18 protein-coding genes are annotated in these 24,470 nt (G+C 54.2%); 12 read left to right on the top strand and 6 right to left on the bottom strand.

Translation table 11 applies throughout. From position 1 onward, the window contains the following. Positions 1–4: 4 nt before the first annotated feature. The 9 genes from ACX9GU_RS17290 (at position 5) to ACX9GU_RS17250 (ending at position 12,104) form a co-directional block, all read left to right on the top strand. Entirely contained in the window at positions 5–1,348 is a 1,344-nt protein-coding gene (locus ACX9GU_RS17290; RefSeq protein WP_473192342.1) for a replication-associated recombination protein A, read from the top strand. 108 nt (positions 1,349–1,456) lie between these two features. After that, entirely contained in the window at positions 1,457–2,749 is a 1,293-nt protein-coding gene (gene serS, locus ACX9GU_RS17285) for a serine--tRNA ligase (RefSeq protein WP_473192341.1), read from the top strand. Between the two features lie 261 nt (positions 2,750–3,010). Continuing rightward, complete coding sequence (gene ynfE / locus ACX9GU_RS17280; protein ID WP_473192340.1) at positions 3,011–5,464, top strand: selenate/tellurate reductase subunit YnfE; 2,454 nt, start codon at positions 3,011–3,013, stop codon at positions 5,462–5,464. A gap of 209 nt (positions 5,465–5,673) precedes the next feature. Next, positions 5,674–8,124, top strand: coding sequence for a dimethylsulfoxide reductase subunit A (dmsA, locus tag ACX9GU_RS17275; RefSeq protein ID WP_473192339.1), 2,451 nt, complete (start codon positions 5,674–5,676; stop codon positions 8,122–8,124). A 10-nt stretch (positions 8,125–8,134) separates the two neighbouring features. Continuing rightward, the gene (locus ACX9GU_RS17270) at positions 8,135–8,752 is read left to right on the top strand and encodes a DMSO/selenate family reductase complex B subunit (RefSeq protein ID WP_021804936.1); all 618 of its coding nucleotides are present in this window, start codon (positions 8,135–8,137) and stop codon (positions 8,750–8,752) included. 1 nt (position 8,753) lies between these two features. Beyond that, positions 8,754–9,614, top strand: coding sequence for a DmsC/YnfH family molybdoenzyme membrane anchor subunit (locus ACX9GU_RS17265; protein WP_046808140.1), 861 nt, complete (start codon positions 8,754–8,756; stop codon positions 9,612–9,614). 48 nt (positions 9,615–9,662) lie between these two features. After that, positions 9,663–10,271 carry a Tat proofreading chaperone DmsD gene (gene dmsD, locus ACX9GU_RS17260; RefSeq protein WP_021804934.1) on the top strand — a complete coding sequence of 203 codons (609 nt, stop codon included), beginning with the start codon at positions 9,663–9,665 and terminating at the stop codon, positions 10,269–10,271. After that, the gene (gene napF / locus ACX9GU_RS17255; RefSeq protein WP_473192338.1) at positions 10,271–10,837 is read left to right on the top strand and encodes a ferredoxin-type protein NapF; all 567 of its coding nucleotides are present in this window, start codon (positions 10,271–10,273) and stop codon (positions 10,835–10,837) included. Before dmsD ends, napF begins: the two co-directional genes overlap by 1 nt. Positions 10,838–10,958: 121 nt before the next feature. Next, positions 10,959–12,104, top strand: coding sequence for an MFS transporter (locus ACX9GU_RS17250; protein WP_473192337.1), 1,146 nt, complete (start codon positions 10,959–10,961; stop codon positions 12,102–12,104). A gap of 33 nt (positions 12,105–12,137) precedes the next feature. On the opposite strand, the gene ACX9GU_RS17245 is transcribed toward ACX9GU_RS17250, so the two are convergent. The 6 genes from ACX9GU_RS17245 to ycaO form a co-directional block, all read right to left on the bottom strand. Then, entirely contained in the window at positions 12,138–13,637 is a 1,500-nt protein-coding gene (locus ACX9GU_RS17245; RefSeq protein WP_473192336.1) for a SulP family inorganic anion transporter, read from the bottom strand. Further along, positions 13,634–14,254 (bottom strand): carbonic anhydrase, encoded by a 621-nt coding sequence (locus tag ACX9GU_RS17240; RefSeq protein WP_473192335.1) that lies wholly within the window; start codon positions 14,252–14,254, stop codon positions 13,634–13,636. The genes ACX9GU_RS17245 and ACX9GU_RS17240 overlap by 4 nt, the downstream gene beginning before the upstream one ends. 440 nt (positions 14,255–14,694) lie before the next feature. Continuing rightward, the gene (gene pflA, locus ACX9GU_RS17235) at positions 14,695–15,435 is read right to left on the bottom strand and encodes a pyruvate formate lyase 1-activating protein (RefSeq protein ID WP_024484611.1); all 741 of its coding nucleotides are present in this window, start codon (positions 15,433–15,435) and stop codon (positions 14,695–14,697) included. A 309-nt stretch (positions 15,436–15,744) separates the two neighbouring features. Beyond that, positions 15,745–18,027, bottom strand: coding sequence for a formate C-acetyltransferase (pflB, locus tag ACX9GU_RS17230; protein ID WP_024484610.1), 2,283 nt, complete (start codon positions 18,025–18,027; stop codon positions 15,745–15,747). A 60-nt stretch (positions 18,028–18,087) separates the two neighbouring features. After that, positions 18,088–18,948 carry a formate transporter FocA gene (gene focA, locus ACX9GU_RS17225; RefSeq protein WP_024484609.1) on the bottom strand — a complete coding sequence of 287 codons (861 nt, stop codon included), beginning with the start codon at positions 18,946–18,948 and terminating at the stop codon, positions 18,088–18,090. A gap of 448 nt (positions 18,949–19,396) precedes the next feature. Next, a complete protein-coding gene (gene ycaO, locus ACX9GU_RS17220; RefSeq protein ID WP_473192334.1) occupies positions 19,397–21,160 on the bottom strand; it encodes a 30S ribosomal protein S12 methylthiotransferase accessory factor YcaO in 1,764 nt (587 codons plus the stop codon). A 148-nt stretch (positions 21,161–21,308) separates the two neighbouring features. Here ycaO and ansB point away from each other — a divergent pair, with 148 nt between their 5' ends. From ansB to serC, 3 genes are all read left to right on the top strand, one after another. Continuing rightward, positions 21,309–22,355: an L-asparaginase 2 gene (ansB, locus tag ACX9GU_RS17215; RefSeq protein ID WP_473192333.1), complete on the top strand. Its 1,047-nt coding sequence runs from the start codon at positions 21,309–21,311 to the stop codon at positions 22,353–22,355. Positions 22,356–22,440: 85 nt separating this feature from the next. Next, entirely contained in the window at positions 22,441–23,133 is a 693-nt protein-coding gene (locus ACX9GU_RS17210) for a DUF421 domain-containing protein (RefSeq protein ID WP_473192332.1), read from the top strand. Positions 23,134–23,381: 248 nt separating this feature from the next. After that, complete coding sequence (gene serC, locus ACX9GU_RS17205) at positions 23,382–24,467, top strand: 3-phosphoserine/phosphohydroxythreonine transaminase (protein ID WP_473192331.1); 1,086 nt, start codon at positions 23,382–23,384, stop codon at positions 24,465–24,467. Positions 24,468–24,470: the final 3 nt, after the last annotated feature.

The following is a 24,470-nucleotide window of genomic DNA, read 5'->3' as shown; positions in this document are numbered from 1 at the left end:
CTACGTGAGCAACATGTCACTCGATTTTTCCCACAATGAGTTCCAGCCACTGGCCGCGCGTATGCGGCCAACCACGTTGGCACAATACATTGGCCAGCAGCATTTGCTGGCCCCGGGCAAGCCGTTGCCACGCGCCATCGAGGCTGGGCAGTTGCACTCTATGATCCTGTGGGGGCCGCCGGGAACCGGGAAAACGACGCTGGCAGAGTTGATTGGCCGCTATGGCCGGGCCGATGTTGAGCGCATCTCAGCGGTAACCTCCGGCATCAAGGAGATCCGCGAAGCTATCGAGCGCGCCCGGCAAAACCGCGATGCGGGCCGCCGCACCATCCTGTTTGTTGACGAAGTCCACCGCTTCAATAAAAGCCAGCAGGATGCCTTCCTGCCACATATCGAAGACGGCACCATTACCTTTATCGGCGCCACTACGGAAAACCCCTCCTTTGAGCTGAACTCGGCGTTGCTGTCCCGCGCGCGGGTTTATCTGCTCAAAGCGCTGACGGTGGATGACATCAGCCAGGTGCTGGATCAGGCCATGGAAGACAAGGCACGGGGTTTTGGCGATCAAAACATCGAGTTGCCGCCGGAAACCAAGCGCATGCTGTCGGAACTGGTAGGTGGCGATGCCCGCCGCGCCTTGAACAGCCTGGAGATGATGGCCGATATGGCGGAAATCGACGGCAAAGGCATGCGGGTATTAACCCCGGAGCTGCTCAAAGAAGTCTCCGGTGAACGCAGCGCGCGCTTCGATAACAAAGGCGATCGCTATTACGATCTGATTTCAGCGCTGCATAAATCCGTGCGTGGCTCGGCACCGGATGCCGCCTTGTACTGGTATGCACGTATTATTACTGCTGGTGGCGATCCGCTATATGTGGCGCGCCGTCTGTTGGCCATTGCCTCTGAAGACGTTGGCAACGCCGATCCACGCGGAATGCAGGTGGCCATTGCCGCCTGGGATTGCTTCACCCGCGTAGGCCCTGCGGAAGGGGAACGCGCAATCGCACAGGCGATCGTTTATCTGGCCTGTGCGCCAAAAAGCAACGCCGTCTATACCGCTTTTAAAGCCGCCATGCGTGATGCCAAAGAGATGGCAGACTATGACGTGCCGGAGCATCTGCGTAACGCACCGACCAAGCTGATGAAAGAAATGGGGCTGGGCGCAGAATACCGTTATGCCCATGACGAACCCAACGCCTACGCGGCCGGAGAGAGCTATTTCCCGGCGGAAATGGCCACCACGCGCTACTATCATCCAACCTCGCGCGGGCTGGAAGGCAAAATCGGTGAAAAGTTGGCATGGCTCGCTGAGCAGGATCAAAATAGCCAGACAAAACGCTACCGCTAGCGTTGCCGTTGCGGTAAGGTTAGCGGGTATCACACTTCTTTTATGCGGCTATACCGTTGCGGCATAAAACACAATTTCTCTTTCAATAACAACAAGCACAGGATTAGCATGCTCGATCCCAATCTGCTGCGTAATGAGCTAGACGCAGTCGCCGTAAAACTGGCTCGCAGAGGCTTTAAACTCGATCTGGATCTGCTGCGTTCTCAAGAAGAGCGCCGTAAGGTTCTGCAGGTAGAAACTGAAACACTGCAGGCAGAACGTAACTCCCGATCGAAATCCATCGGCGCGGCCAAAGCGCGCGGTGAAGATATCGAGCCACTGCGTCGCGAAGTGAACGAACTGGGTGACAAGCTGGATGCTGCCAAGGCCGCACTGGATAAGCTGCAGAACGAGATCCGTGATTACGCGTTGGTGATGCCGAACGTGCCGGACGATGCGGTGCCGGATGGCAAAGACGATAGCGAAAACCTGGAAATCTGCCGCTGGGGCGAACCGCGTCAGTACGATTTCCCGGTACGCGATCACGTTGAGCTGGGCGAAATGGCCGGTGGGCTGGACTTTGCCGCGGCGGTGAAACTGACCGGTGCGCGCTTTGTGGTAATGAAAGGCCAAATGGCTCGTATGCACCGTGCGCTGGCCCAGTTCATGCTGGATCTGCACACGGAACAACACGGCTATCTGGAAACCTACGTTCCGTACCTGGTGAACCATGCCACGCTGTACGGTACTGGCCAGTTGCCGAAGTTTGGTGAAGATCTGTTCCATACCAAACCGCTGGAAGAAGAATCAGAAAGCAGCAACTATGCGCTGATCCCAACTGCGGAAGTGCCAGTCACCAACCTGGTGCGTGACGAGATCCTCGATGAAGAAGATCTGCCGCTGAAGATGACCGCGCATACGCCATGCTTCCGTTCAGAAGCCGGTTCTTACGGGCGTGACACCCGTGGCCTGATCCGTATGCACCAGTTCGACAAGGTCGAAATGGTCCAGATCGTGCGCCCGGAAGACTCGATGAATGCGCTGGAAGAGTTGACCGGCCATGCGGAGAAAGTGCTGCAGCTGCTGAACCTGCCATATCGCAAAGTGCTGCTGTGCACCGGTGATATCGGTTTTGGTTCCTGCAAAACCTACGATCTGGAAGTGTGGCTGCCTGCGCAGAATACCTATCGCGAGATCTCTTCCTGCTCCAACATGGGAGATTTCCAGGCTCGTCGTATGCAGGCTCGTTGCCGCAGCAAGATCGAGAAGAAGCCACGCCTGGTGCACACGCTGAACGGCTCTGGTTTGGCCGTAGGCCGTACTCTGGTCGCCGTGCTGGAAAACTACCAGCAGGCCGATGGCCGTATTCAGGTGCCAGAAGTATTGCGTCCTTATATGGGCGGCCTGGAATATATCGGTTAATCCACCTCACGGTGGTTGCGAAATGTTGTATCGAAAGCGCCTACGGGCGCTTTTTTTCGTATGAATAAATTTAATTTACGAATGAAAGCACTATTTATTGATAGCAGACAAAGTTTACTACCCCCTAATGAGTAATATCCTTACCTATGGAGGGGGGATCGTTTTCCACACCAAACCACTCAGCGCTAATTCAGCTTCCTCCTGTCTCTGCCGACCAAGGCATGACTTTTCCCGCTGTTCGGGCAAAACCTGGAGTGAGCTATGTCGAAGCAAAAATCTGCAACATCATCCAACGGTATCAGCCGCCGTACGCTAATGAAATCCGGCACGGTAGCGGGTTTGACCCTGGCTGCTGGCGGTTTTTCGTTGCCTTTTAGCCGTCATGCCGTGGCAGAAACGGTCGGCACCGCGGTGCAACCCCCCGTGCCGCAGGATAAAGTGGTGTGGGGAGCCTGCTCGGTTAACTGTGGCAGCCGCTGTGCCTTGCGGCTACACGTGCGCGATGATGAAGTTTACTGGGTGGAAACCGACAACACGGGCGACGATGTTTACGGTAACCACCAGGTGCGCGCCTGTCTGCGTGGCCGCTCCATGCGTCGGCGCATGAACCATCCGGAACGTCTGAATTACCCGATGAAACGCGTCGGCAAACGTGGTGAAGGCAAATTCAAACGCATCAGTTGGGAAGAGGCTTACAGCGAAATCGCCGCCAGCCTGCAACGTATCGTCGCCAAATACGGCAATGAAGCGGTTTACATCAACTACACCTCCGGCATTGTCGGCGGCAATATTACCCGTTCTTCACCCTATGCCTCGCTGGTCGCCCGTCTGATGAACTGTTACGGCGGTTTTCTCAGCCACTATGGCACCTACAGTACCGCCCAGATCGCCTGCGCCATGCCTTATACCTACGGCAGCAATGAAGGTAACAGCACCTCTGATATCGAAAACAGCAAGCTGGTGGTGCTGTTCGGCAACAATCCGGCGGAAACCCGCATGAGCGGCGGTGGCATCACCTACTTCCTGGAGCAGGCGCGGGAACGTTCTAACGCGCGCATGATCGTCATCGATCCGCGTTATACGGATACGGCCGCAGGGCGAGAAGATGAGTGGATCCCAATCCGGCCTGGTACAGATGCCGCACTGGTCGCCGGATTGGCGCATGTGTTGATCAGCGAGGATTTGGTCGACCAACCGTTCCTGGATAACTATTGCGTGGGTTACGATGAAAAAACCTTACCCGCCGGTGCACCTGCCAACGGCCATTACAAGGCCTATATCCTGGGGCAGGGCGAGGACGACGTTGAGAAGACCCCACAGTGGGCATCGCAGATCACCGGCATTCCGGCCGAGCGTATCATCAAGCTGGCACGTGAGATTGGCAGTACCAAACCGGCCTATATCTCGCAAGGTTGGGGGCCACAGCGCCAGGCAAATGGTGAGCTCACCTCGCGGGCTATTGCCATGCTGCCGATCCTGACCGGCAACGTAGGGATCAACGGCGGTAACAGCGGCGCGCGTGAATCAACCTACACCATCACCATAGAGCGGATGCCGGTGCTGGAAAATCCGGTAAAAACGCAGATTTCCTGCTTCAGCTGGACCGATGCCATCGCCCGCGGCCCGGAAATGACCGCCAAACGTGATGGGGTACGCGGCAAAGACAAGTTGGACGTGCCGATCAAGTTTATCTGGAACTATGCCGGTAACACCATTACCAACCAGCACTCCGATATCAACAAAACCCACGACATTCTGCAGGATGACTCCCAGTGTGAAATGATCGTGGTGTTGGAAAACTTTATGACCTCCTCGGCGAAATACGCCGATATTCTGCTGCCGGACCTGATGACGGTCGAGCAGGAGGACATCATCCCGAACGACTACGCCGGCAATATGGGCTACCTGATTTTTATCCAGCCGGCCACCTCTGCCAAGTTTGAGCGTAAACCCGTCTATGAAGTGATGAGCGAGGTGGCGCGCCGCCTTGGGCCTGAGGTACACCAGAAATTCACCGAAGGGCGCACCCAGGAGCAGTGGCTGCAATACCTGTACGCCAAGATGCTGGAGAAGGACCCGCAGTTGCCGTCCTATGAAGCCTTGCGCAGCATGGGGATCTACAAGCGTAAAGATCCCAATGGGCACTTTGTGGCCTATAAAAAATTCCGTGACGATCCCGCAGCCAACCCGTTGAAAACGCCTTCAGGCAAGATCGAGATCTATTCGGCCAAGTTGGCAGAGATTGCCAGCAGTTGGGAGCTGGAGAAGGACGAAACCATCAGCCCGCTGCCGGTCTACGCCTCAACCTTTGAAGGTTGGGATGACCCGTTGCGTAACACCTACCCGCTGCAAATGTTCGGTTTTCACTATAAGGCCCGGACCCACTCCAGCTACGGCAATATCGATGTGCTGCAGGCGGCTTGCCCGCAGGAAGTCTGGATCAACCCGCTGGATGCCAGCCAGCGCGGCATTGTCAGCGGAGAAACGGTGCGGGTATTCAATGGCCGTGGCGAAGTTCGCGTGGCCGCCAAGGTGACGCCGCGTATCATGCCGGGCGTGGTAGCGATGGGGCAAGGAGCATGGCATCAGGCCAACATGAACGGCGATCGTATCGATCACGGTGCCTGCATGAATACGCTTACCACCCACCGGCCATCGCCGCTGGCGAAAGGTAACCCGCAGCATACCAACCTGATCGAGATCGAAAAGCTATGAAATAATAATCATTATCAATAATGGCAGTGATATCAACTATTTATTGATTGTGAACAAGGTGGAACTACCCCTTTCGGAGGATAGTTCCACCTAGAGCAGGTCAAAATAAAAAAATCATTACCTGCCATTTAAACCGGTCTGCGTAGTTGATTGCAGATTTTCCTGTAGCCATACCCCTGGCTGATTGAAGCAACCCAGAGCGAAATATTATGAGCGAGTCCCCCAAAAAACCTCTAACCGGCTTTCAGTGTTCCAGGCGAAAGCTGGTCAAAAACAGTGCCATTGGCGGGCTTGCCCTTGCCGTTGGTGGCGTTTCCCTGCCTTTCAGCCGTCGTGCCAACGCTGAAACCGCCCCGACATCCGCCCTTGCCAAACCCGAAGAAAAAGTGGTGTGGAGTGCTTGTACGGTAAACTGCGGTAGCCGTTGCCCGCTGCGGATGCATGTGGTCGACGGTATGATCAAATATGTCGAAACGGATAATACTGGCAACGACGAGTACCAAGAGTTACATCAGGTTCGTGCCTGCCTGCGTGGGCGCTCAATGCGCCGCCGCGTGTATAATCCGGACCGCCTGAAGTACCCCATGCTCCGCGTGGGCAAGCGGGGCGAAGGAAAATTCAAGCAGATAAGCTGGGATGAAGCCTACACGCTGATCGCTGACAATATGAAGCGCATCATCAAAGACTATGGCAATGAAGCCATCTATTTGAACTACGGCACCGGCACCTTGGGGGGCACCATAACCCGCTCCTGGCCACCGGGTTCTACGTTGATCGCGCGCCTGATGAACTGCTGCGGCGGCTATCTGAACCACTATGGTGACTACAGCACCGCGCAGATCGCCATGGGGCTGAATTATACCTACGGCGGTTGGGCTGACGGTAACAGCCCGACGGACATCGAAAACAGCAAGCTGGTGGTGCTGTTCGGCAACAACCCTGGCGAAACCCGCATGAGCGGCGGCGGGGTCACCTACCTGCTGGAGCAGGCGCGTGAGCGTTCGAATGCGCGCATGATTGTGATCGATCCTCGCTACACCGATACCGCTGCCGGTAGGGAAGACGAGTGGATCCCGATTCGCCCTGGCACCGATGCGGCACTGGTTGCCGGGTTGGCGCATGTGTTAATCAGCGAGAACTTGGTCGATCAGCCGTTCCTGGATAAATACTGCGTGGGTTACGACGAAAAAACCTTACCTGCGGGGGCTCCAGCTAATGGGCACTATAAGGCTTATATCCTGGGCCAAGGTGAAGACGGCATTGAGAAAACGCCTGCCTGGGCCTCAAAAATTACCGGTATCCCGGCCGACCGCATCGTCAAACTGGCGCGCGAAATTGGCAGTACCAAACCGGCGTTCATTTCCCAAGGTTGGGGGCCGCAACGCCATGCCAACGGTGAATTGACCTCACGCGCCATCGCCATGTTGCCGATCCTCACCGGTAACGTCGGGATCCATGGCGGTAACACGGGGGCGCGCGAAGGTTCCTACGGCCTGCCGTTTGTTCGGATGCCGACCTTGGAGAATCCGGTTAAAACCAGCATCTCCATGTTCATGTGGACCGATGCCATTCTGCGTGGGCCGGAAATGACCGCCAAGCGTGACGGCGTGCAGGGCAAGGACAAGCTGGACGTGCCGATCAAGTTTATCTGGAACTATGCCAGTAACTGTCTGATCAACCAGCACTCAGAAATCAACCGTACCCATGACATTCTGCAAGACGAGAAGAAGTGCGAGATGATCGTGGTGATCGATAACCACATGACCTCGTCGGCGAAATATGCCGATCTGGTGCTGCCAGATTGCACCGCCTCTGAGCAGATGGACTTCTGTCTGGATGCCTCAAGCGGCAATATGGGCTACGTCATCTTCGCCGATCAGGCGATCAAGCCGCAGTTTGAATGTAAGAACATTTATGAAATGACCAGCGAGATCGCCCGGCGTATGGGGGTTGAGCAGGCCTTCACCGAGGGGCGGACTCAGGAAGAGTGGCTGCGTCACCTTTATCAGCAATCCCGCGAAGCCATTCCGGCGCTACCGGAGTTTGAACAGTTCCTCAAGCAAGGGATCTTCAAGCAGCGCGATCCTGATGGTCACCATGTGGCTTACAAAGCATTCCGGGCCGATCCGCAGGCGAATCCACTGAAAACGCCTTCAGGCAAGATCGAGATCTATTCTGCCCAACTGGCGGAGCTGGCAGCGACTTGGGAATTATCCAAGGACGACGTTATCGATCCGCTGCCGGTGTATGCGGCCGGTTTCGAAAGCCTCGACGATCCGTTAAGCGGCAAGTATCCATTGCAGATGACCGGTTTCCACTACAAGGCCAGAACCCACTCTACCTACGGCAACGTCGACGTGCTGAAGGCCGCTTGCCGCCAGGAGATGTGGATCAACCCGATTGATGCGCGATCCCGCGGCATAGCCAATGGCGACCTGATCCGCATTTACAACGATCGGGGTGAGGTACGTATTAATGCCAAGGTGACGCCGCGCATGTTGCCGGGCGTGGTAGCTATGGGCGAAGGAGCCTGGTATGCGCCAGATGGTAGCCGTATCGATCATGCTGGCAGTATCAACGTCTTGACCACCCAGCGCCCGTCGCCGCTGGCCAAGGGCAATCCTTCTCACACCAATCTGGTCCAGGTCGCCAAACTTTAAGGAGTAGCTGATGACTACGCAATATGGATTCTACATTGATTCAAGTCGTTGCACCGGCTGCAAAACCTGCGAGCTGGCCTGCAAAGACTATAAAAACCTGACCCCGGACGTCAGCTTCCGCCGTATCTATGAGTATGCCGGGGGCGACTGGCAGCAGGACGGCGATAGCTGGCACCAGAACGTGTTTGCCTATTACCTGTCGATCGCCTGTAACCACTGCGAAGACCCGGCCTGTACCAAAGTGTGCCCAAGCGGCGCCATGCACAAGCGGGAAGACGGCTTTGTGGTGGTGAACGAAGAGATATGTATCGGTTGCCGCTACTGCCATATGGCTTGCCCATACGGCGCACCGCAGTACAACGAAGCGAAAGGCCACATGACCAAGTGCGATGGCTGCTACGAGCGCGTCGCCGTTGGCCAAAAGCCGATTTGTGTCGAGTCCTGCCCGCTGCGTGCCCTGGACTTTGGCCCGATCGACGAACTGCGTAAACAACATGGCACCCTGGCGCAAGTGGCACCGTTACCGGCCGCGCATTTCACCAAACCGTGTATCGTACTGAAACCTAACGCCAACAGCCGCCCGAGTGGTGACACTACCGGCCATCTGGCTAATCCGAAGGAGGTTTAAAATGGGAACGGGATGGCATGAATGGCCGCTGATGGTGTTCACCGTATTAGGGCAGTTTGTGGTGGGCGGCGTCATCGTAATGGGGCTGGCGTTGATCGCCGGTAATCTGACCGATCGCCAGAGCAAGGCGGTACACGGTTCTATGTTTTTCCTGTGGTTGCTGATGGGGATCGCCTTTATCGCCTCCGTGATGCACCTGGGGACGCCGATCAGGGCCTTTAACTCGCTCAATCGCATCGGTGAGTCGGCGTTGAGTAATGAGATCGCCAGCGGTTCGGTATTCTTTGCGGTTGGTGGCCTCTATTGGCTGCTGGCCGTGTTGAAAAAAATGCCGCCGGCGCTGGGTAAAGCCTGGCTGGTGCTCACCATGGTGCTAGGCCTGCTGTTTGTCTACGCCATGACGCGTGTCTATCAGATCGATACCGTACCAACCTGGCATAACGGTTACACCACGCTGAACTTCTTCCTGTCGGTGTTTATCGGCGGGCCGCTGTTGGGCGTGTTGCTGCTGCGGGCCGCCGGTCTGCAAGTGGCTGGCCGTGGTCAACTGATGATGATCAGCGTGCTGGCGCTGTTGCTTAGCCTGTGCTCGGCGCTGTTACAGGGCAGTGAGTTGGCGACCATCAGCAGCTCGGTACAGCAGGCGTCGGCGCTGATCCCGGAATACGGTCAACTGATGGTATGGCGGCTGGTATTGCTGGTTCTCGGCCTGGGTTGCTGGATTTGCCCGCAGTTGCGCCGTGGTAACGCCAGTGTAATGGGGTTGACCTTGGGCTTTGTGTTAGTCTTTGCCGGTGAGTTGATTGGCCGTGGCGTGTTCTACGGCCTGCATATGACCGTTGGCATGGCCGTGGCTGGCTAACGTTAATCTGGGCGCGGCCTGGCTGCGCCCCTGGAGAAGCCCCAAGTTATGATGCTTGAAAAAATTGCCCTGACTGGCCGTGTGCTAGGTGTTTTATTGTATGCCCCACCGGAAAGCAAAGAGTGCCAGCCTTTACTGGACTCCCTGGCCGACCCGCAGTGGTTGACCGAATGGCCTTATGAAGGCGCCCAAGAGGCAGCAGCCCTGATTGCCGAAGGTTTGACTGGAAACCAGCCAGAGACGCTGTCAGAAGCTTATCAACGCCTGTTTGTTGGCCCACATACGCTGGTTGCTCCTCCTTGGGGTTCGGTCTATCTGGATAGAGAGAGCGTGCTGTTTGGTGATTCGACGCTGCGCCTGCGCCAATGGCTGCGGGTGAACGGTATCGAAGCCCAGCGCGACCAGAATGAGCCGGAAGATCATATTGGCACTTTGCTGATGATGGCGGCCTGGTTGGCCGAAGAGAAGCAGCACAAAATGATTTCCGGGCTGATTGCGCTGCACATTCTTCCGTGGGCACCGCGTTATCTGGAGCTGCTGCAGCAACATGCCGGACATCCGTTCTATCAAGGTGTGGCTCAGCTGGCACAAATCACGCTGGCAGCCTGGGCGGAAGAGTGCCCGTCACCGGTGCCGAGCCTGGAGCTGTATTTCTAATGAACAACGACCAGCAGTTATCTGCGCAAGGCAATAGCCGCCGCCGGTTGCTGACTGGTTGGCTGGATCGTAGTAAAGCCTTGCCGGAGCGGGAAGCCCCCTCTGTGACATTGCCTGCGGTGGCTCGTCCACCTCAGGCTTTGCCGGAGGCGTTGTTCAGTGCGTTGTGCAACGGCTGTGGCGGCTGCGTGAGCAGTTGCCCGTACGGTTTATTGAACCTCGAGCAAAGCAAGCCGGTATTGAGCATCGATTTCACCGAGTGTGACGTCTGCCGCAAATGCACCACCGCCTGCCAAACCGGGGCGCTGCGTGACAAAATGCCCTGCGACACGCTGCTGCGCCCACAAATCAGCCATAGCTGCCTGGGGCGGCAAGACAGCTGCCGGATGTGTACCATCAACTGCCCGCAACAGGCTTTATCCTTCCAGCTTTCTGAAAACGGTGCCCGCCAATTGCAGTGTGACGATACGCTGTGTAATGGCTGCGGGCTGTGCAAGCTATCTTGCTTTCATGGGCATATTTCCCTGGCCGCCTCAGGTGAAAAATCGTTGCCGGAACAGCTATAAAGCCAGTTTTAACCCGTTGTTAAACATATTGTGCGATCGCCCGTTAACCGCCGATTGACTTTTTTATCGCCAGTGGCATGATGCGCGCACTCTACTCTGTCTGTTCGGTTTCAATTTCACTATGTCCGCATATTCTCGCCCAGTGCTTATGTTGCTCTGCGGCCTATTGCTGCTTACGGTTTCCATCGCCGTTTTGAACACTTTGGTTCCCCTCTGGTTAACCCATGCTCAATTGCCAACCTGGCAAGTGGGGGTGGTCAGTTCGTCTTACTTTACCGGGAATCTGTTGGGAACGCTGGTGGCGGGCAAACTGATCAAGCGGATTGGCTTTACCCGCAGCTATCATCTTGCCTGTCTGGTCTTTGCCTTCGCTACCGTGGGTATGGTGCTATCGCTGGACTTCTGGAGCTGGATCGGCTGGCGCTTCTTTGCCGGGGTAGGGTGTGCCTGGATTTGGGTGATCGTTGAAAGCGCGCTGTTGCGCAGCGGTAATTTGAGTAACCGTGGCCAACTGTTGGCGGCGTATATGATAGTTTACTATCTCGGTACGGTTGCGGGGCAGTTGCTGCTAAGCAGTGTTTCAACCGAGCTGCTGGATGTGGTGCCGTGGGTGACCGCCGTTGTGATGGCCGCCATGCTGCCGATGCTGTTTGCGCGGGTGAATCACCAGGATGACGAGCCGCAGCAGGCCTCTATCTGGCAGATGTTTAAACGTCGTGACGCCCGGTTGGGCATCAACGGCTGTATTATCTCGGGGATCGTGCTGGGCTCGCTGTATGGCCTGATGCCGCTGTATTTAAACCATCAGGGGATGAGTGATGCCAACGTGGGTTACTGGATGGCGCTGCTGGTCAGTTCCGGCATCGTGGGTCAGTGGCCTGTAGGGCGTTTGGCCGATCGCTATGGCCGCCTACTGGTGCTGCGCATTCAGGTGTTCGTGGTGATCCTTGCCAGCATCGCGATGCTGGGTAACTATGCAATGGCTCCGGCGCTGTTTATTCTGGGCTGTGCTGGCTTTACCTTATACCCGGTGGCGATGTCCTGGGCCTGCGAAAAGGTGCTGCCGCATCAGTTGGTGGCGATGAACCAGACATTGTTGATGAGCTATACCGTCGGTAGCTTGCTAGGGCCCGCGATGACGTCGATGCTGATGCAGAGCTACTCTGATCGGTTGCTGTTTGTGATGATTGCGGGGGTGGCGTTGGTTTATTTGATGATGCTGCTGAAGAAGCCCGACCATCACCACACCCCGTTGGCCGCAGCCTGAAGATGAAATACCGCTCTTTCACTTGGTCAGCGATTAATTGATATTGCGTACCAAGATATTTTCCGATAAGTGCAGGTTAATGTTTATCCCTCTTTTAGCTGCACTATATCGGTACTCATTGAGCATTTCGCGAATATCGTCATCCAGATAGTCGATACCTTCACAATCGATGATCACTTCGCTATCCGGCTTGATTTGCCCCAATAAATGTTTTAATCGCATCTTGTTCAGAAAGGTCAGGTTTTGCTGACATTTGATTAAGTAGTGATTGTCGTAATGCGTCAATCGCAGGGCGTTGCGGTTGCTTTGATACAAACTCCCTACCAGTTGTACAACGAGTCCAAGGGCGATCCCTTCTAACATACCGAGAAATAAAATACCGAACAGAGTGGCGTTGAAGGGGATAAATTGTTGTAGGCCTTGCCGCCATAGCGATAAGATGATTTTTGGATGTGCCAGCTTAAAGCCAGTATAAATCAAAATTGCCGCTAAACTAGCCAAGGGAATATTGTTAAGTAAATCTGTAAATAGAACCGCACTGAACAGTAATAATATCCCATGGATGAGGATTGACAGGCGACTTTGCGCACCGGCCTGTACGTTGGCAGAACTTCTTACTATCACCGAGGTAATAGGTAAGCCCCCTATCAGGCCACTTAGCATATTACCGGCCCCTTGCGCACGCAGCTCTTGATCGGCGCTCGGTTCTGGCGTCATGGGGGCAATTTTCTTCAATGCCTCCTGGCTGAGCAGCGTTTCCAAACTGCCGACGATGGCAATGGTAATGGCTATCACATAGACCGCAGGATTACGCCAAGCTTGCCAGTTAGGAAAAGAGAGTTGAGATTGTAATGCTTCCACACTTGTCAGCGCAGGCAATTCAATGCGTGCCAGGTTTGCCAGCCCGGGTGACAAGCGCTGTGTGAGCCAGACAAATAAGCATCCCCATAATACGGCAATCAGCGGGCCCGGTAATGCGGAAAGCCACAGGCGCTGCTTAACAGAAGAGCTCCCCCAGATTTTGATAAGCAGTAGCGCCCCGATGCTGACTATTATGGCTGCCGGGGTAATGTCTGCCTGTAGTTGCTGCAAAGTGATTTCTTCGCTCAGCCCATGACCTACAGGGTATCCCATAGCCAGTGGTAACTGCTGTAAAATAAGCAAGATGCCAATACCTGCCAACATACCGTGGATCACCGCACTGGGGATCAGTGCCGCCAATTTGCCACTGCGTAGCATCCCAAAGACAAATTGAAATATTCCTGACAGTAGCAACGCGAACAAGAAGGTTGAAAAATCGCCCAGGGAAACGATTGCGCTGGTGACAATAGTGACCAACCCGGCCGCAGGCCCGCTAACGGAAAAAGGGGACGGGCTGAGTAGTGTGACAAGGAGCCCTCCGATGACCCCAGTCAGTAAACCCACGACGGGGGGGACTCCACTGGCTTGTGCGATCCCCAGACACAGTGGCAGAGCCACCAGAAATACGACTAACCCAGCCGGAAGATCAAAGCGCAAATTGGCGTATTTCATGGCATTACTCCGTCGTCGGGGTATTGGGTCAGTACATTAAGGAATCCCGTGTGCATATCGTAAATACAGCCGAATAGCGTCAATGCTTTATTCTGCTGCCAGGCTCTCTGGATGATGGTGGTTTTACTGAGTTTATGCAGTTGTACCTGTACGTTGGTATACACGGCCTTTTTCAAATGCTCAGTTTCTTCATTTTCGGGCGGTTTTAGAGTGACCAGATGGGGGGCCAGAGAGAAGCGCAGAGATGCAAGACGGCGTGTTAATGAGTCTTTTACTGGAACATTTTGGGTACTTAAAGCTGACTGGATCCCACCGCAGCCGTCATGCCCGCAAATGACGATGCTGCTTACACCAAGATGTTCCACGGCGTATTGCACCACACTCATCAAATTATCATCTTGTTCTTCGACCATATTGGCAATATTACGATGGACAAATAGCTCGCCGGGTTGTGCACGCACGATAGTTTCAGCAGGGACTCGACTGTCAGAGCAGCCTATCCATAGAATTTCAGGGTGCTGAGATTTTGCAAGCTGTGAGAAGTAACTCGGGTCCCGCCATTGCTGTTCTGTTGCCCAGCTACGGTTTCTTACTAATAGATGACTCAAGGAGTTCATAACATGTCCCTTTGTTGGTATTAATCGGCCATGACCAACCGTTGTAGAATTCAGCGCTGACGCGTAAACCACCGTCGTTTCTACCAGAATTGCTGATGTTTGGCGTGAACGACGCAGTTATACTAAGCAGGTAATATGTAAATTTACCTTATGAATAAGTAAAGATAGGTGGGGGGAAAGTAATTTAATCTATGCGGAAATCAAACTGTGGCAGGTAAGTGAGTAAGCTAATTATCTGTAATTATTATAATAATCGATATTTAAGTCTGGTTAATCTTTAAAAGACCAGCATCTTCCCTGTAACCTCTTTTTTGTTAAGTGTTATTTATTAATTTCATTTTGCAAAGAAGCAGTTCAACCGCAATGTTGCGAAGTCTCTTGAGCAGGGGGCCTGATCAAGAGACCGCTAACAGGAAGAAGGATAGGGCATCTGTGGGAGCTTAATAGATCACTTTGTGGCCGTAGCTTTCCAGGATCCCCTTCACGCGATCCATGGTGTCGGCCTTCGGCGGATGCACGCCGTCCAGCTTGTACTCTTCACCCATCGCGATCCATTTGTGCTTGCCTAGTTCGTGGTAAGGCAGCAGTTCGATCTTCTCGATATTGGTCATATCCTTGGTAAACTCACCGAGCAGATGCGTCGATTTATCATCATCAGACCAGCCCGGCACCACCACGTAGCGGATCCAGGTGCGTTGATTACGCTTGGCCAGATAACGGGCAAACTCCAGCGTGCGATGGTTGGAAACGCCCACCAGGTTCTGGTGAATATCGTCATTCATCTGTTTCAGATCGAGCATCACCAGATCGGTGGTATCCAGCAGCTCATCGATCACCGGGTCGTAACGGCGGACAAAACCGTTGGTGTCCAGACAGGTGCTGATCCCTTCCTTGTGACAGGCGCGGAACCAGTCGCGAACAAATTCGGCCTGCAGGATCGCTTCGCCGCCGGACGCCGTTACGCCGCCGCCGGAAGCGTTCATAAAGTGACGGTAGGCCACGGTATCGGTCATCAGCTCTTCAACCGTGACCTCTTTGCCGCCGTGGGTGTCCCAGGTATCGCGGTTATGGCAGTACAGGCAGCGCATCAGGCAACCCTGGAAGAACACGATAAAGCGGATACCAGGGCCATCAACGGTGCCACAGGATTCGAAAGAGTGGATGCGGCCTTTCAAGGACATTGCGGGTTTCTCCAAAATCGACTGTCAAACGCAGTCTACAATAGGCTGGTAACCGCCAGGCAGGGATCAACGATGTGGCGAAAAAAGGCGCCAGGTAAAACGATTCCTGTTGGCCGGTTACGTACCGGTTCACTGTTTTGCCAGATATCCATGCAGTATATACCTATCACCGGCTAAGCAGCAGCGTAGATACCTGGCAAAACAGACTCAAGACCAGAGTCAGGGGGTACTTAGTAAAAAGGCCGGAATATCCGGCCTTGGTAACACTTGTTCAGCGGGGCAGTGCGATCCGCCCCGGAGAAACCGCGATTAGATCGACTGGGTGAAAGTACGAGTAATCACGTCTTGTTGCTGTTCTTTAGTCAACGAGTTGAAGCGCACTGCGTAACCCGATACGCGGATGGTCAGCTGAGGATATTTCTCAGGGTTTTCCATCGCGTCCAGCAGCATTTCACGGTTCATCACGTTCACGTTCAGGTGCTGACCGCCTTCGATGGACGCTTCGTGGTGGAAGTAACCATCCATCAGACCCGCCAGGTTGGCTTTACGCACGTCGTCATCTTTACCCAACGCGTTAGGCACGATGGAGAAGGTGTAAGAGATACCATCTTTCGCATAGGCAAACGGCAGTTTGGCTACGGAGGTCAGAGAGGCTACAGCACCTTTCTGATCGCGGCCGTGCATTGGGTTGGCACCTGGACCAAATGGAGCGCCAGCACGACGGCCATCTGGGGTGTTACCGGTTTTCTTACCATAAACCACGTTAGAGGTGATGGTCAGCACGGACTGAGTTGGTACCGCATTACGGTAGGTACGCAGTTTCTGAATTTTCTTCATGAAACGTTCTACCAGGTCGCAAGCGATGTCATCTACGCGAGAATCGTTGTTACCGAACTGCGGGTATTCACCTTCGATTTTGAAGTCGACAGCCAGGCCGTCTTCGTCACGGATGGTGGATACTTTGGCGTACTTGATGGCAGACAGGGAGTCGGCTGCTACGGACAGACCCGCGATACCACAAGCCATGGTGCGATAAACATCACGGTCATGCAGAGCCATCAGCGCAGCTTCATAGCTGTACTTGTCGTGCATGTAGTGAATGATGTTCAACGAGGTCACATACTGCTTGGCCAGCCAGTCCATGAAGTGGTCCATACGTTCCATGACTTTGTCATAGTCCAGTACGGTGTCCATCATTGGGGCTTCTTTCGGGCCAACCTGCATTTTCAGTTTTTCATCAACGCCGCCGTTGATTGCGTACAACATGGTTTTCGCCAGGTTGGCACGCGCACCGAAGAACTGCATTTGCTTACCGACAATCATCGGGCTGACGCAACAGGCGATGGCATAGTCATCGTTGTTGAAGTCTGGGCGCATCAGGTCGTCGTTTTCATACTGTACGGAGGAGGTGTCGATAGACACTTTCGCGGCGTATTTTTTGAAGTTCAACGGCAGTTTTTCAGACCACAGGATGGTCATGTTTGGCTCTGGAGATGGCCCCATGGTGTACAGCGTGTTCAGGAAGCGGAAGCTGTTTTTGGTAACCAGCGTACGACCATCAACACCCATACCTGCCAGGGATTCTGTTGCCCAGATTGGGTCACCAGAGAACAGCTCATCATACTCAGGAGTACGCAGGAAGCGAACCATACGCAGTTTCATGACCAGGTGGTCGATCAGTTCCTGCGCCTGCAGTTCGGTCAGTTTACCGGCCTTGATATCGCGCTCAATGAACACGTCCAGGAAGGTCGAAACGCGGCCGAAGGACATGGCTGCACCGTTCTGGGATTTCACCGCGGCCAGGTAGCCGAAGTAGGTCCACTGTACGGCTTCTTGAGCGGTGCTGGCTGGGCCAGAAATGTCGTAGCCGTATTTGGCCGCCATTTCTTTAATCTGAGCCAGGGCACGGTGCTGTTCAGCAATTTCTTCGCGCAGCTGGATGGTCATTTCCAGATCTTCGCCATTTTCCAGACGGGTCTGCAGAGACTTGAACTGGTTCAGCTTGTCGGCCATCAGGAAGTCGATACCGTACAACGCAACGCGACGGTAGTCACCGATGATACGACCACGGCCATACGCATCTGGCAGACCGGTCAACACGCCAGACTTACGGCAGTTCAGGATGTCTTTGGTGTAAACATCGAATACGCCCTGGTTGTGGGTTTTGCGGTATTCGGTGAACACTTTCTTCACTTGTGGATCCAGTTCACGGCCATAAACCTTGCATGAACCTTCAACCATCTTGATGCCGCCGAATGGGATCAGCGCGCGTTTCAGAGGAGCATCGGTCTGCAAACCAACGATGGTTTCCAGATCTTTGTTGATATAGCCCGCATCATGAGAAGTCACGGTGGAGACGACGTTGGTATCGAAATCAACTGGCGCATGGGTGCGGTTTTCCAGTTTGATCCCTTCCATAACCTTGTCCCACAGAGTGGTAGTGGCTTGACTTGCGCCAGCCAGGAAGGATTCATCACCCTCGTAAGGAGTGTAGTTTTTCTGGATGAAGTCACGTACGTTGACTTCTTTCTGCCAGTCACCTTCGCTGAAACCTTGCCAAGCGGTCGCTAACTTCTCGTTAAGTTCGGTCATTATACACCTACCTTCTAATGTGGATTTCTTTGTAAACCCGGCGCCGTGCCAGCCAACAGATTAGTGATTCTGTTTGCCGCCACGCAGATAAATTACCCAGTAAGTCAACCCAACCAGCAGACCACCGCCAATGATGTTACCGATGGTGACGGGGATCAGGTTGTCGATGATAAAGTTGCTTACGGTCAGATGAGCGAATTGCTCGGGTGCTGCCCCCACGGCTTGCCAAAACTCTGGCGTGGCAAAGTGCTTAACCACTATACCCATAGGGATCATAAACATGTTGGCGATACTGTGCTCAAAGCCGCTGGCAACGAACATGGCTACCGGCAGGATCATGGCGAACATCTTGTCCATCAGGCTGCGGCCGGAGTAGCTCATCCAGACGGCCAGGCAAACCATCAGGTTAGCCAGGATGCCCAGACAGACGGCTTCGATAAAGGTGTGGTGCAGTTTATGGTCGGCGGTTTGCAATACGTTCAAACCCCACAGGCCATTGGCCGCCATATACTCGCCTGAGAACCAGATCAGAGCAACGAAGAACAGGGCACCAATCAGGTTGCCAATATAGACGTTTAACCAGTTAAGAGCCAGTTGCCCCCAGGTAATACGCCCGCTGGCTTTGGCAATCACGGTCAGTACGGTGGAGGTAAACAGGTCTGCCCCGCAGACGACGACCAGCATTAACCCCATGGAGAAGCAGATACCACCCACCAGCTTGGCGAGGCCGAAAGGAATGGCGGCGGTGCCGGTGGTCGCTGTGATATAAAAAACAAAGGCGATAGAAATGAACACACCTGCGGTGATCGCTAAATAAAAAGTCGTCAGCGGATGCTTGGTGGCTTTATAAACCCCCGCATCCTCGGCAACTTTCGCCATCGCGGCAGGTAACAGCATATCGAAGGGGTTGTCAGCTCTCACACTAACTCTCGCTCTTAAGGGTTATTACAACACACTGAGATACTAGCAAAGCAGTATAGGGTAAAAATTGACTTGGATCATAACGCGCGGAAGTAAAACGGCTTAAAACCGCAAAATTAGTAGGGTTTATTGAGTTATATTATTGATTTTAAAGTAAAAAATATTTTTTAATGTTTACAAAAAATTTTGAAGTTGTCGCCGTTTTGGGCAGGGAAGAGTTAAATTTTTGTACTTATTGTCGCTTTTTGATGAATAAGCATTAATTGCTGGTTAATTAATATTTCACGCTGGCGTAACAATTGGCGATTTAATTATCCTGTTGGCCGATAAGTGCGCTTTTGATAAAAACATTCAACGCCAGGGTTTGCCTGTTTTTTGATCGGCAAGCAAATCGAGACTGCTTCTTTGGGAGTAACGCCGGTAAGGTTCTACCGGCGTATCATCAGGCCTATGCCTGCGCCCAGTGACGGCGTTTGGCAGTTTGCAGCTTTTCGTAAGCCGCCAACAGCGCTTGATGAGCCGGTAGGGCTTTCAATTCACCGTCGATGGCAAACAGGCCGTTGAAGCGCTCTTCGCCGCTCATGGCCGCAGAGGCTGCGTCAACCGCATCCTGACCATACATCTTCACGAAGGCCGTGTGATATTGGGCAGGGTCGCGTTCTGGCTCCAGCGCCAACAGCAGCAACGTCTGCAGGCAACGATAGTAGTTGCTGCGCTCCGGGGTAAACAGCGAGGCGTTGAACTCCTGCGTCCACTCGGCCCAGATCAGTGCCTGCTCGAGATCGCCACCGGCCAATGCCAGCATGGATTTCAGTTCGCCAACGCGCAGGGTGTACCAGGCGTTGTCTTTACCAGAGGCAATGCCCAGCAATTCACGTACGCGGGTGAAGTCGTCCAGCCCTTCATCATCCAACTGCTGGATCAGAGCCAGGTACTCTTCCGGCTCCCACTCGCTGCCCGGCAGTTGCAGCAGGGTTTCACGCAGGTGTGCGCCCATGCTGTTGTTTGCCAGCAGCAGATCCTCTGCCGGATAGATGTCGGACATCCCCGGTACGATGATGCGGCAGGCGTACACGTCCAGGTGCTCGTAATCGGCGATGTACACTTCGGCATCTTCTTTATTAAAGATGCTCATCAGGGTGGCGAACTCTTCCTGCGTGCTGCCGCTGAAACTCCAGTCGACAAACGGATAGTCGGCATCCTGTTTGAACAGATCCCAAGAGATCAAACCGCTGGAATCGATGAAGTGAGTTTCCAGGTTGGCATGCTCGGCCACTTCTTCGTCGTCGAAGGTTGGGGCGGTAAACACATCCAGATCTTTCAAGCCGCGGCCTTGCAGCAGCTCGGTAACGGTACGCTCCAGCGCGACTCCGAAGTCGGGGTGAGCACCAAAGGAGGCAAAGCAGGTGCCGTTGGCGGGGTTGAACAACACCACGCAGATCACCGGGTAGTTGCCGCCTAACGAGGCATCATAAGAGAGGATCGGGAAGCCTTCGGCCTCCAGCTTGGCGATCGCTTCAACCACGTCAGGATAGCGGTTCAGCACTTCGCTCGGGATTTCCGGCAGGCTGATGGACTCGGCGATGATGCGGTTTTTCACATAACGCTCGAACACCTCGGAGAGGCCCTGAACCCGCGCTTCGTTGGCGGTATTGCCAGCGGACATGCCGTTAGATACATACAGATTGCCGATGATGTTCATCGGAATATAAACGGTCTGCTGATCCGACTGGCGGGTGAATGGCAGAGCGCAGATGCCACGATCGCTATTGCCAGACTGCAGATCGATCAGATCGCTGGCTGTCAGTTCCTGCTCCGGATCGTAGAAAGCGTGCGTGCGCTCATCCAGGATGCCTTTTGGCAGTGAATTGTCAGCCGGGATCGGGAACCATTTCTCATTGGGATAGTGAACGAAATCGCCTTCGGCAATCTGTTGGCCCAAATAGAAATCGGCGAAGAAATAGTTGGTCGACAGGCGCTCGAAATACTCGCCCAGCGCGGAAGCCAGCGCGGCCTTTTTGCTGGCACCCTTACCGTTGGTGAAGCACAGCGGGCAATCGCGATCGCGGATATGCACTGACCAGACGTGTGGCACCGGATTCAGCCAGGAGGCTTCTTCGATATTGAAACCCAGATCGGTTAATTTCTGCTGAAAACGGGCGATGGAGTCTTCCAGCGCAGCGTCTTTGCCAGGAATAAAAGTTTGCGTCATTGTCTTCACTTATATGGCGTACTAAAAACGCGCAATGATACGGGGTTTTGTTCTCAAGCTCCACGTATTCCGAAAGCCGATCGGATGTCACAGTAATTATGTGGATAAAGACGATAATTCAGCGGGTTATCAATAACGGAGAAACGTAATGAAATCAGTGAAACTTAGCGTATTGGCACTACTGTTATCCGGGGTTTGTGGTTCGGCACTGGCGTTACCTACTATCACCTTGCTGGCCACCGGCGGCACTATCGCTGGCGGCGGCGACTCGGCCACCAAGTCTAACTACACCGCAGGTAAACTGGGTGTTGAAGCGCTGGTAGATGCCGTGCCGGAGTTGAAAAAGGTTGCCAACGTGCAGGGCGAGCAGGTGGTCAACATCGGTTCGCAGGATATGAATGACGAAGTCTGGCTCAAGCTGGTCAAGAAAATCAATGCGGACTGTGCCAAAACTGATGGCTTCGTGATCACCCACGGTACCGACACGCTGGAGGAGACCGCCTATTTCCTGGATCTCACCGTCAAGTGCGATAAGCCGGTAGTGATCGTGGGGGCGATGCGTCCGGCAACGGCCATGAGTGCCGATGGTCCATTTAACTTGTATAACGCAGTTGTCACAGCCGCAGACCCTCAATCGGCCAAGCGTGGCGTGCTGGTGGTGATGAATGATACGGTGCTCGATGGCCGCGACGTGACCAAAACCAATACCACCGGTGTACAGACTTTCCAGTCGCCTAACTTTGGCCCGCTGGGGTACATCCACAACGGCAAAATCGACTACCAACGTTCGCCACAGCGCAAGCACACCAGCGAAACGCCGTTTAACGTCGACCAGATGAGTACGCTGCCGACGGTCGGTATTATCTATAGCTATGCCAACGCGTCCGACGCGCCAGCCAAGGCGCTGATCGCCGAAGGTTATCAAGGGATCGTCAGCGCCGGGGTGGGTAACGGCAACCTGTATAAAACCGTGTTTGATACGCTGGCCACGGCGGCCCATAACGGCGTAGCGGTAGTGCGTTCCTCCCGCGTGCCTACCGGCTCCACCACCGAAGATGCGGAAGTGGATGATACTAAACTCGGTTTTGTGGCAGCTGGAACGCTGAATCCGCAAAAAGCGAGAATTCTGCTGCAGCTGGCATTAACTCAAACCAAAGACGCCAAACAGATCCAGGCGATGTTTAACCAGTATTGATCCCTGAATCAAGTGGGGGCGTAATGCCCCCATTTTCCCCGCCCAGACTATGCTGTAGGAAATCACTTTTCACAGGAACGATTTCATGCAGGCATTTGATATCCAAAGAATGGCATTTGACGAGACCACGCCAGAGTTCCTGGCCGAGGTGGCGCTACGCTGCCTGTTCACTTTTTTGCTGGTGTTTATCTTCTTGAAAATGACCGGGCGGCGTGGCGTACGCCAAATGTCGCTGTTTGAAGTGCTGATCATCCTGACGCTGGGGTCTGCCGCTGGTGACGTCGCGTTTTATCACGATGTTCCTTTGCTACCGGTGCTGATGGTGTTTGTTTGTATGATGGTGATGTACCGCTTTTCCACCTGGCTGATGGATCGCTTTCAAAAACTCCAGACCTGGATGGAAGGCGAACCGCTGATTCTGGTCAGCGAGGGGCTGTTCGATTGGGACATCCTGTGCCGGGAAAATATCACACACGATGAGTTCTTTATGGAACTCCGTCAGGCCGGTGTTGAGCATCTCGGGCAGGTGAGACTGGCTATCCTGGAGGTAAACGGCACCATATCGGTCTATTTCTACCCGGATGAGCAGGTACGGCCCGGGTTACCGGTGTTACCGGAAAAATGCGTCAAAAGCGTGGTAGAGATTGATGTGGCGGGGGATTATGCCTGCGGCATGTGTAGCCTGATCTCCACCTTGACGCCATCACCCGAACACGACTGCCCACGCTGTGGCAACCGTAAATGGATCGCCGCCTTGTCCCATAGCCGGGTAAGCTGAATACAGCACAAAAAACCGCGTTAACCCGCTGAATACGCCAGTGTCACAGCGTTTTATGGTACAAATAAACCCTGAGGCCGCAGAGCCTGTTATTTGCGGTCTCGCCAGTTTCCCACCCTTGGAACAATAAGCATTGCAGCCGGGTTACGTGAGTGATAAAACCGATAGAGTTGGTTAACATCAGCGTTAACTTCGGGCATATGTCGAAAGCCGGATTTTACGGCGCACAGTGAATGTGGTGAGGGGAAATGACTCAGGTTTATAATTTTAGCTCAGGCCCGGCGATGCTGCCGGTTGAAGTATTGCGTCGTGCGGAACAAGAGCTGTGCAACTGGCACGGTCTTGGCACTTCGGTGATGGAAATCAGCCATCGCAGTAAAGAATTCATCGCCGTCGCCGAACAGTCCGAACAGGATCTGCGCGATCTGCTGAAAGTCCCCGCCAACTATAAAGTGCTGTTCTGCCACGGCGGTGCCCGCGCACAATTCGCCGCGTTGCCACTGAACCTGTTGGGTGATAACACCACTGCCGACTATATCGATGGCGGCTACTGGGCGCACAGCGCGATCACCGAAGCGGAAAAATACTGCCAGCCAAAGGTGATTGACGTTAAAACCACCGTTGACGGCTTAAGCGGCATCAAGCCAATGAAAGAGTGGCAGCTGAGCGATAACGCGGCTTACGTCCACTATTGCCCGAACGAAACCATCGACGGCGTGGCCATTGATGAAACGCCAGACTTTGGCGATAAAGTGGTGATTGGCGATTACTCTTCGACCATCCTTTCCCGTCCGTTGGACGTCAGCCGTTTCGGCGTTATCTATGCGGGCGCACAGAAAAACATCGGTCCCGCTGGCCTGACGCTGGTGATCGTGCGTGATGACCTGCTGGGTAAAGCACGCCGTGAAGTCCCGTCGATCCTGGATTACACCGTGTTGGCAGAAAATGACTCGATGTTCAACACGCCGCCAACCTTCGCCTGGTATCTGTCTGGCCTGGTATTCAAATGGCTGAAAGAGCAGGGCGGCCTGGTGGAAATGCAAAAGCGTAACCAGGCCAAGGCCGAGTTGCTGTATAGCACCATCGATCGGTCGGACTTCTACCGTAGCCGCGTGGCCGTTGCCAACCGCTCCTGGATGAACGTGCCGTTCCAGCTTGCCGATCCTGCGCTGGATAAAGTGTTCCTGAGCGAAGCAGAAGCCATTGGCCTACAGGCGCTGAAGGGCCACCGCGTAGTAGGCGGCATGCGTGCTTCCATCTATAATGCGATGCCGCTGGCCGGCGTGAAGACCCTGACCGACTTTATGGTCGACTTTGAACGCCGCCATGGCTGATTG

Source organism: Serratia sp. K1WW1 (genome assembly GCF_055790865.1).
The sequence above is the reverse complement of the archived record's forward strand: the minus strand, read 5'-3'. Positions and strand labels throughout refer to the sequence as shown.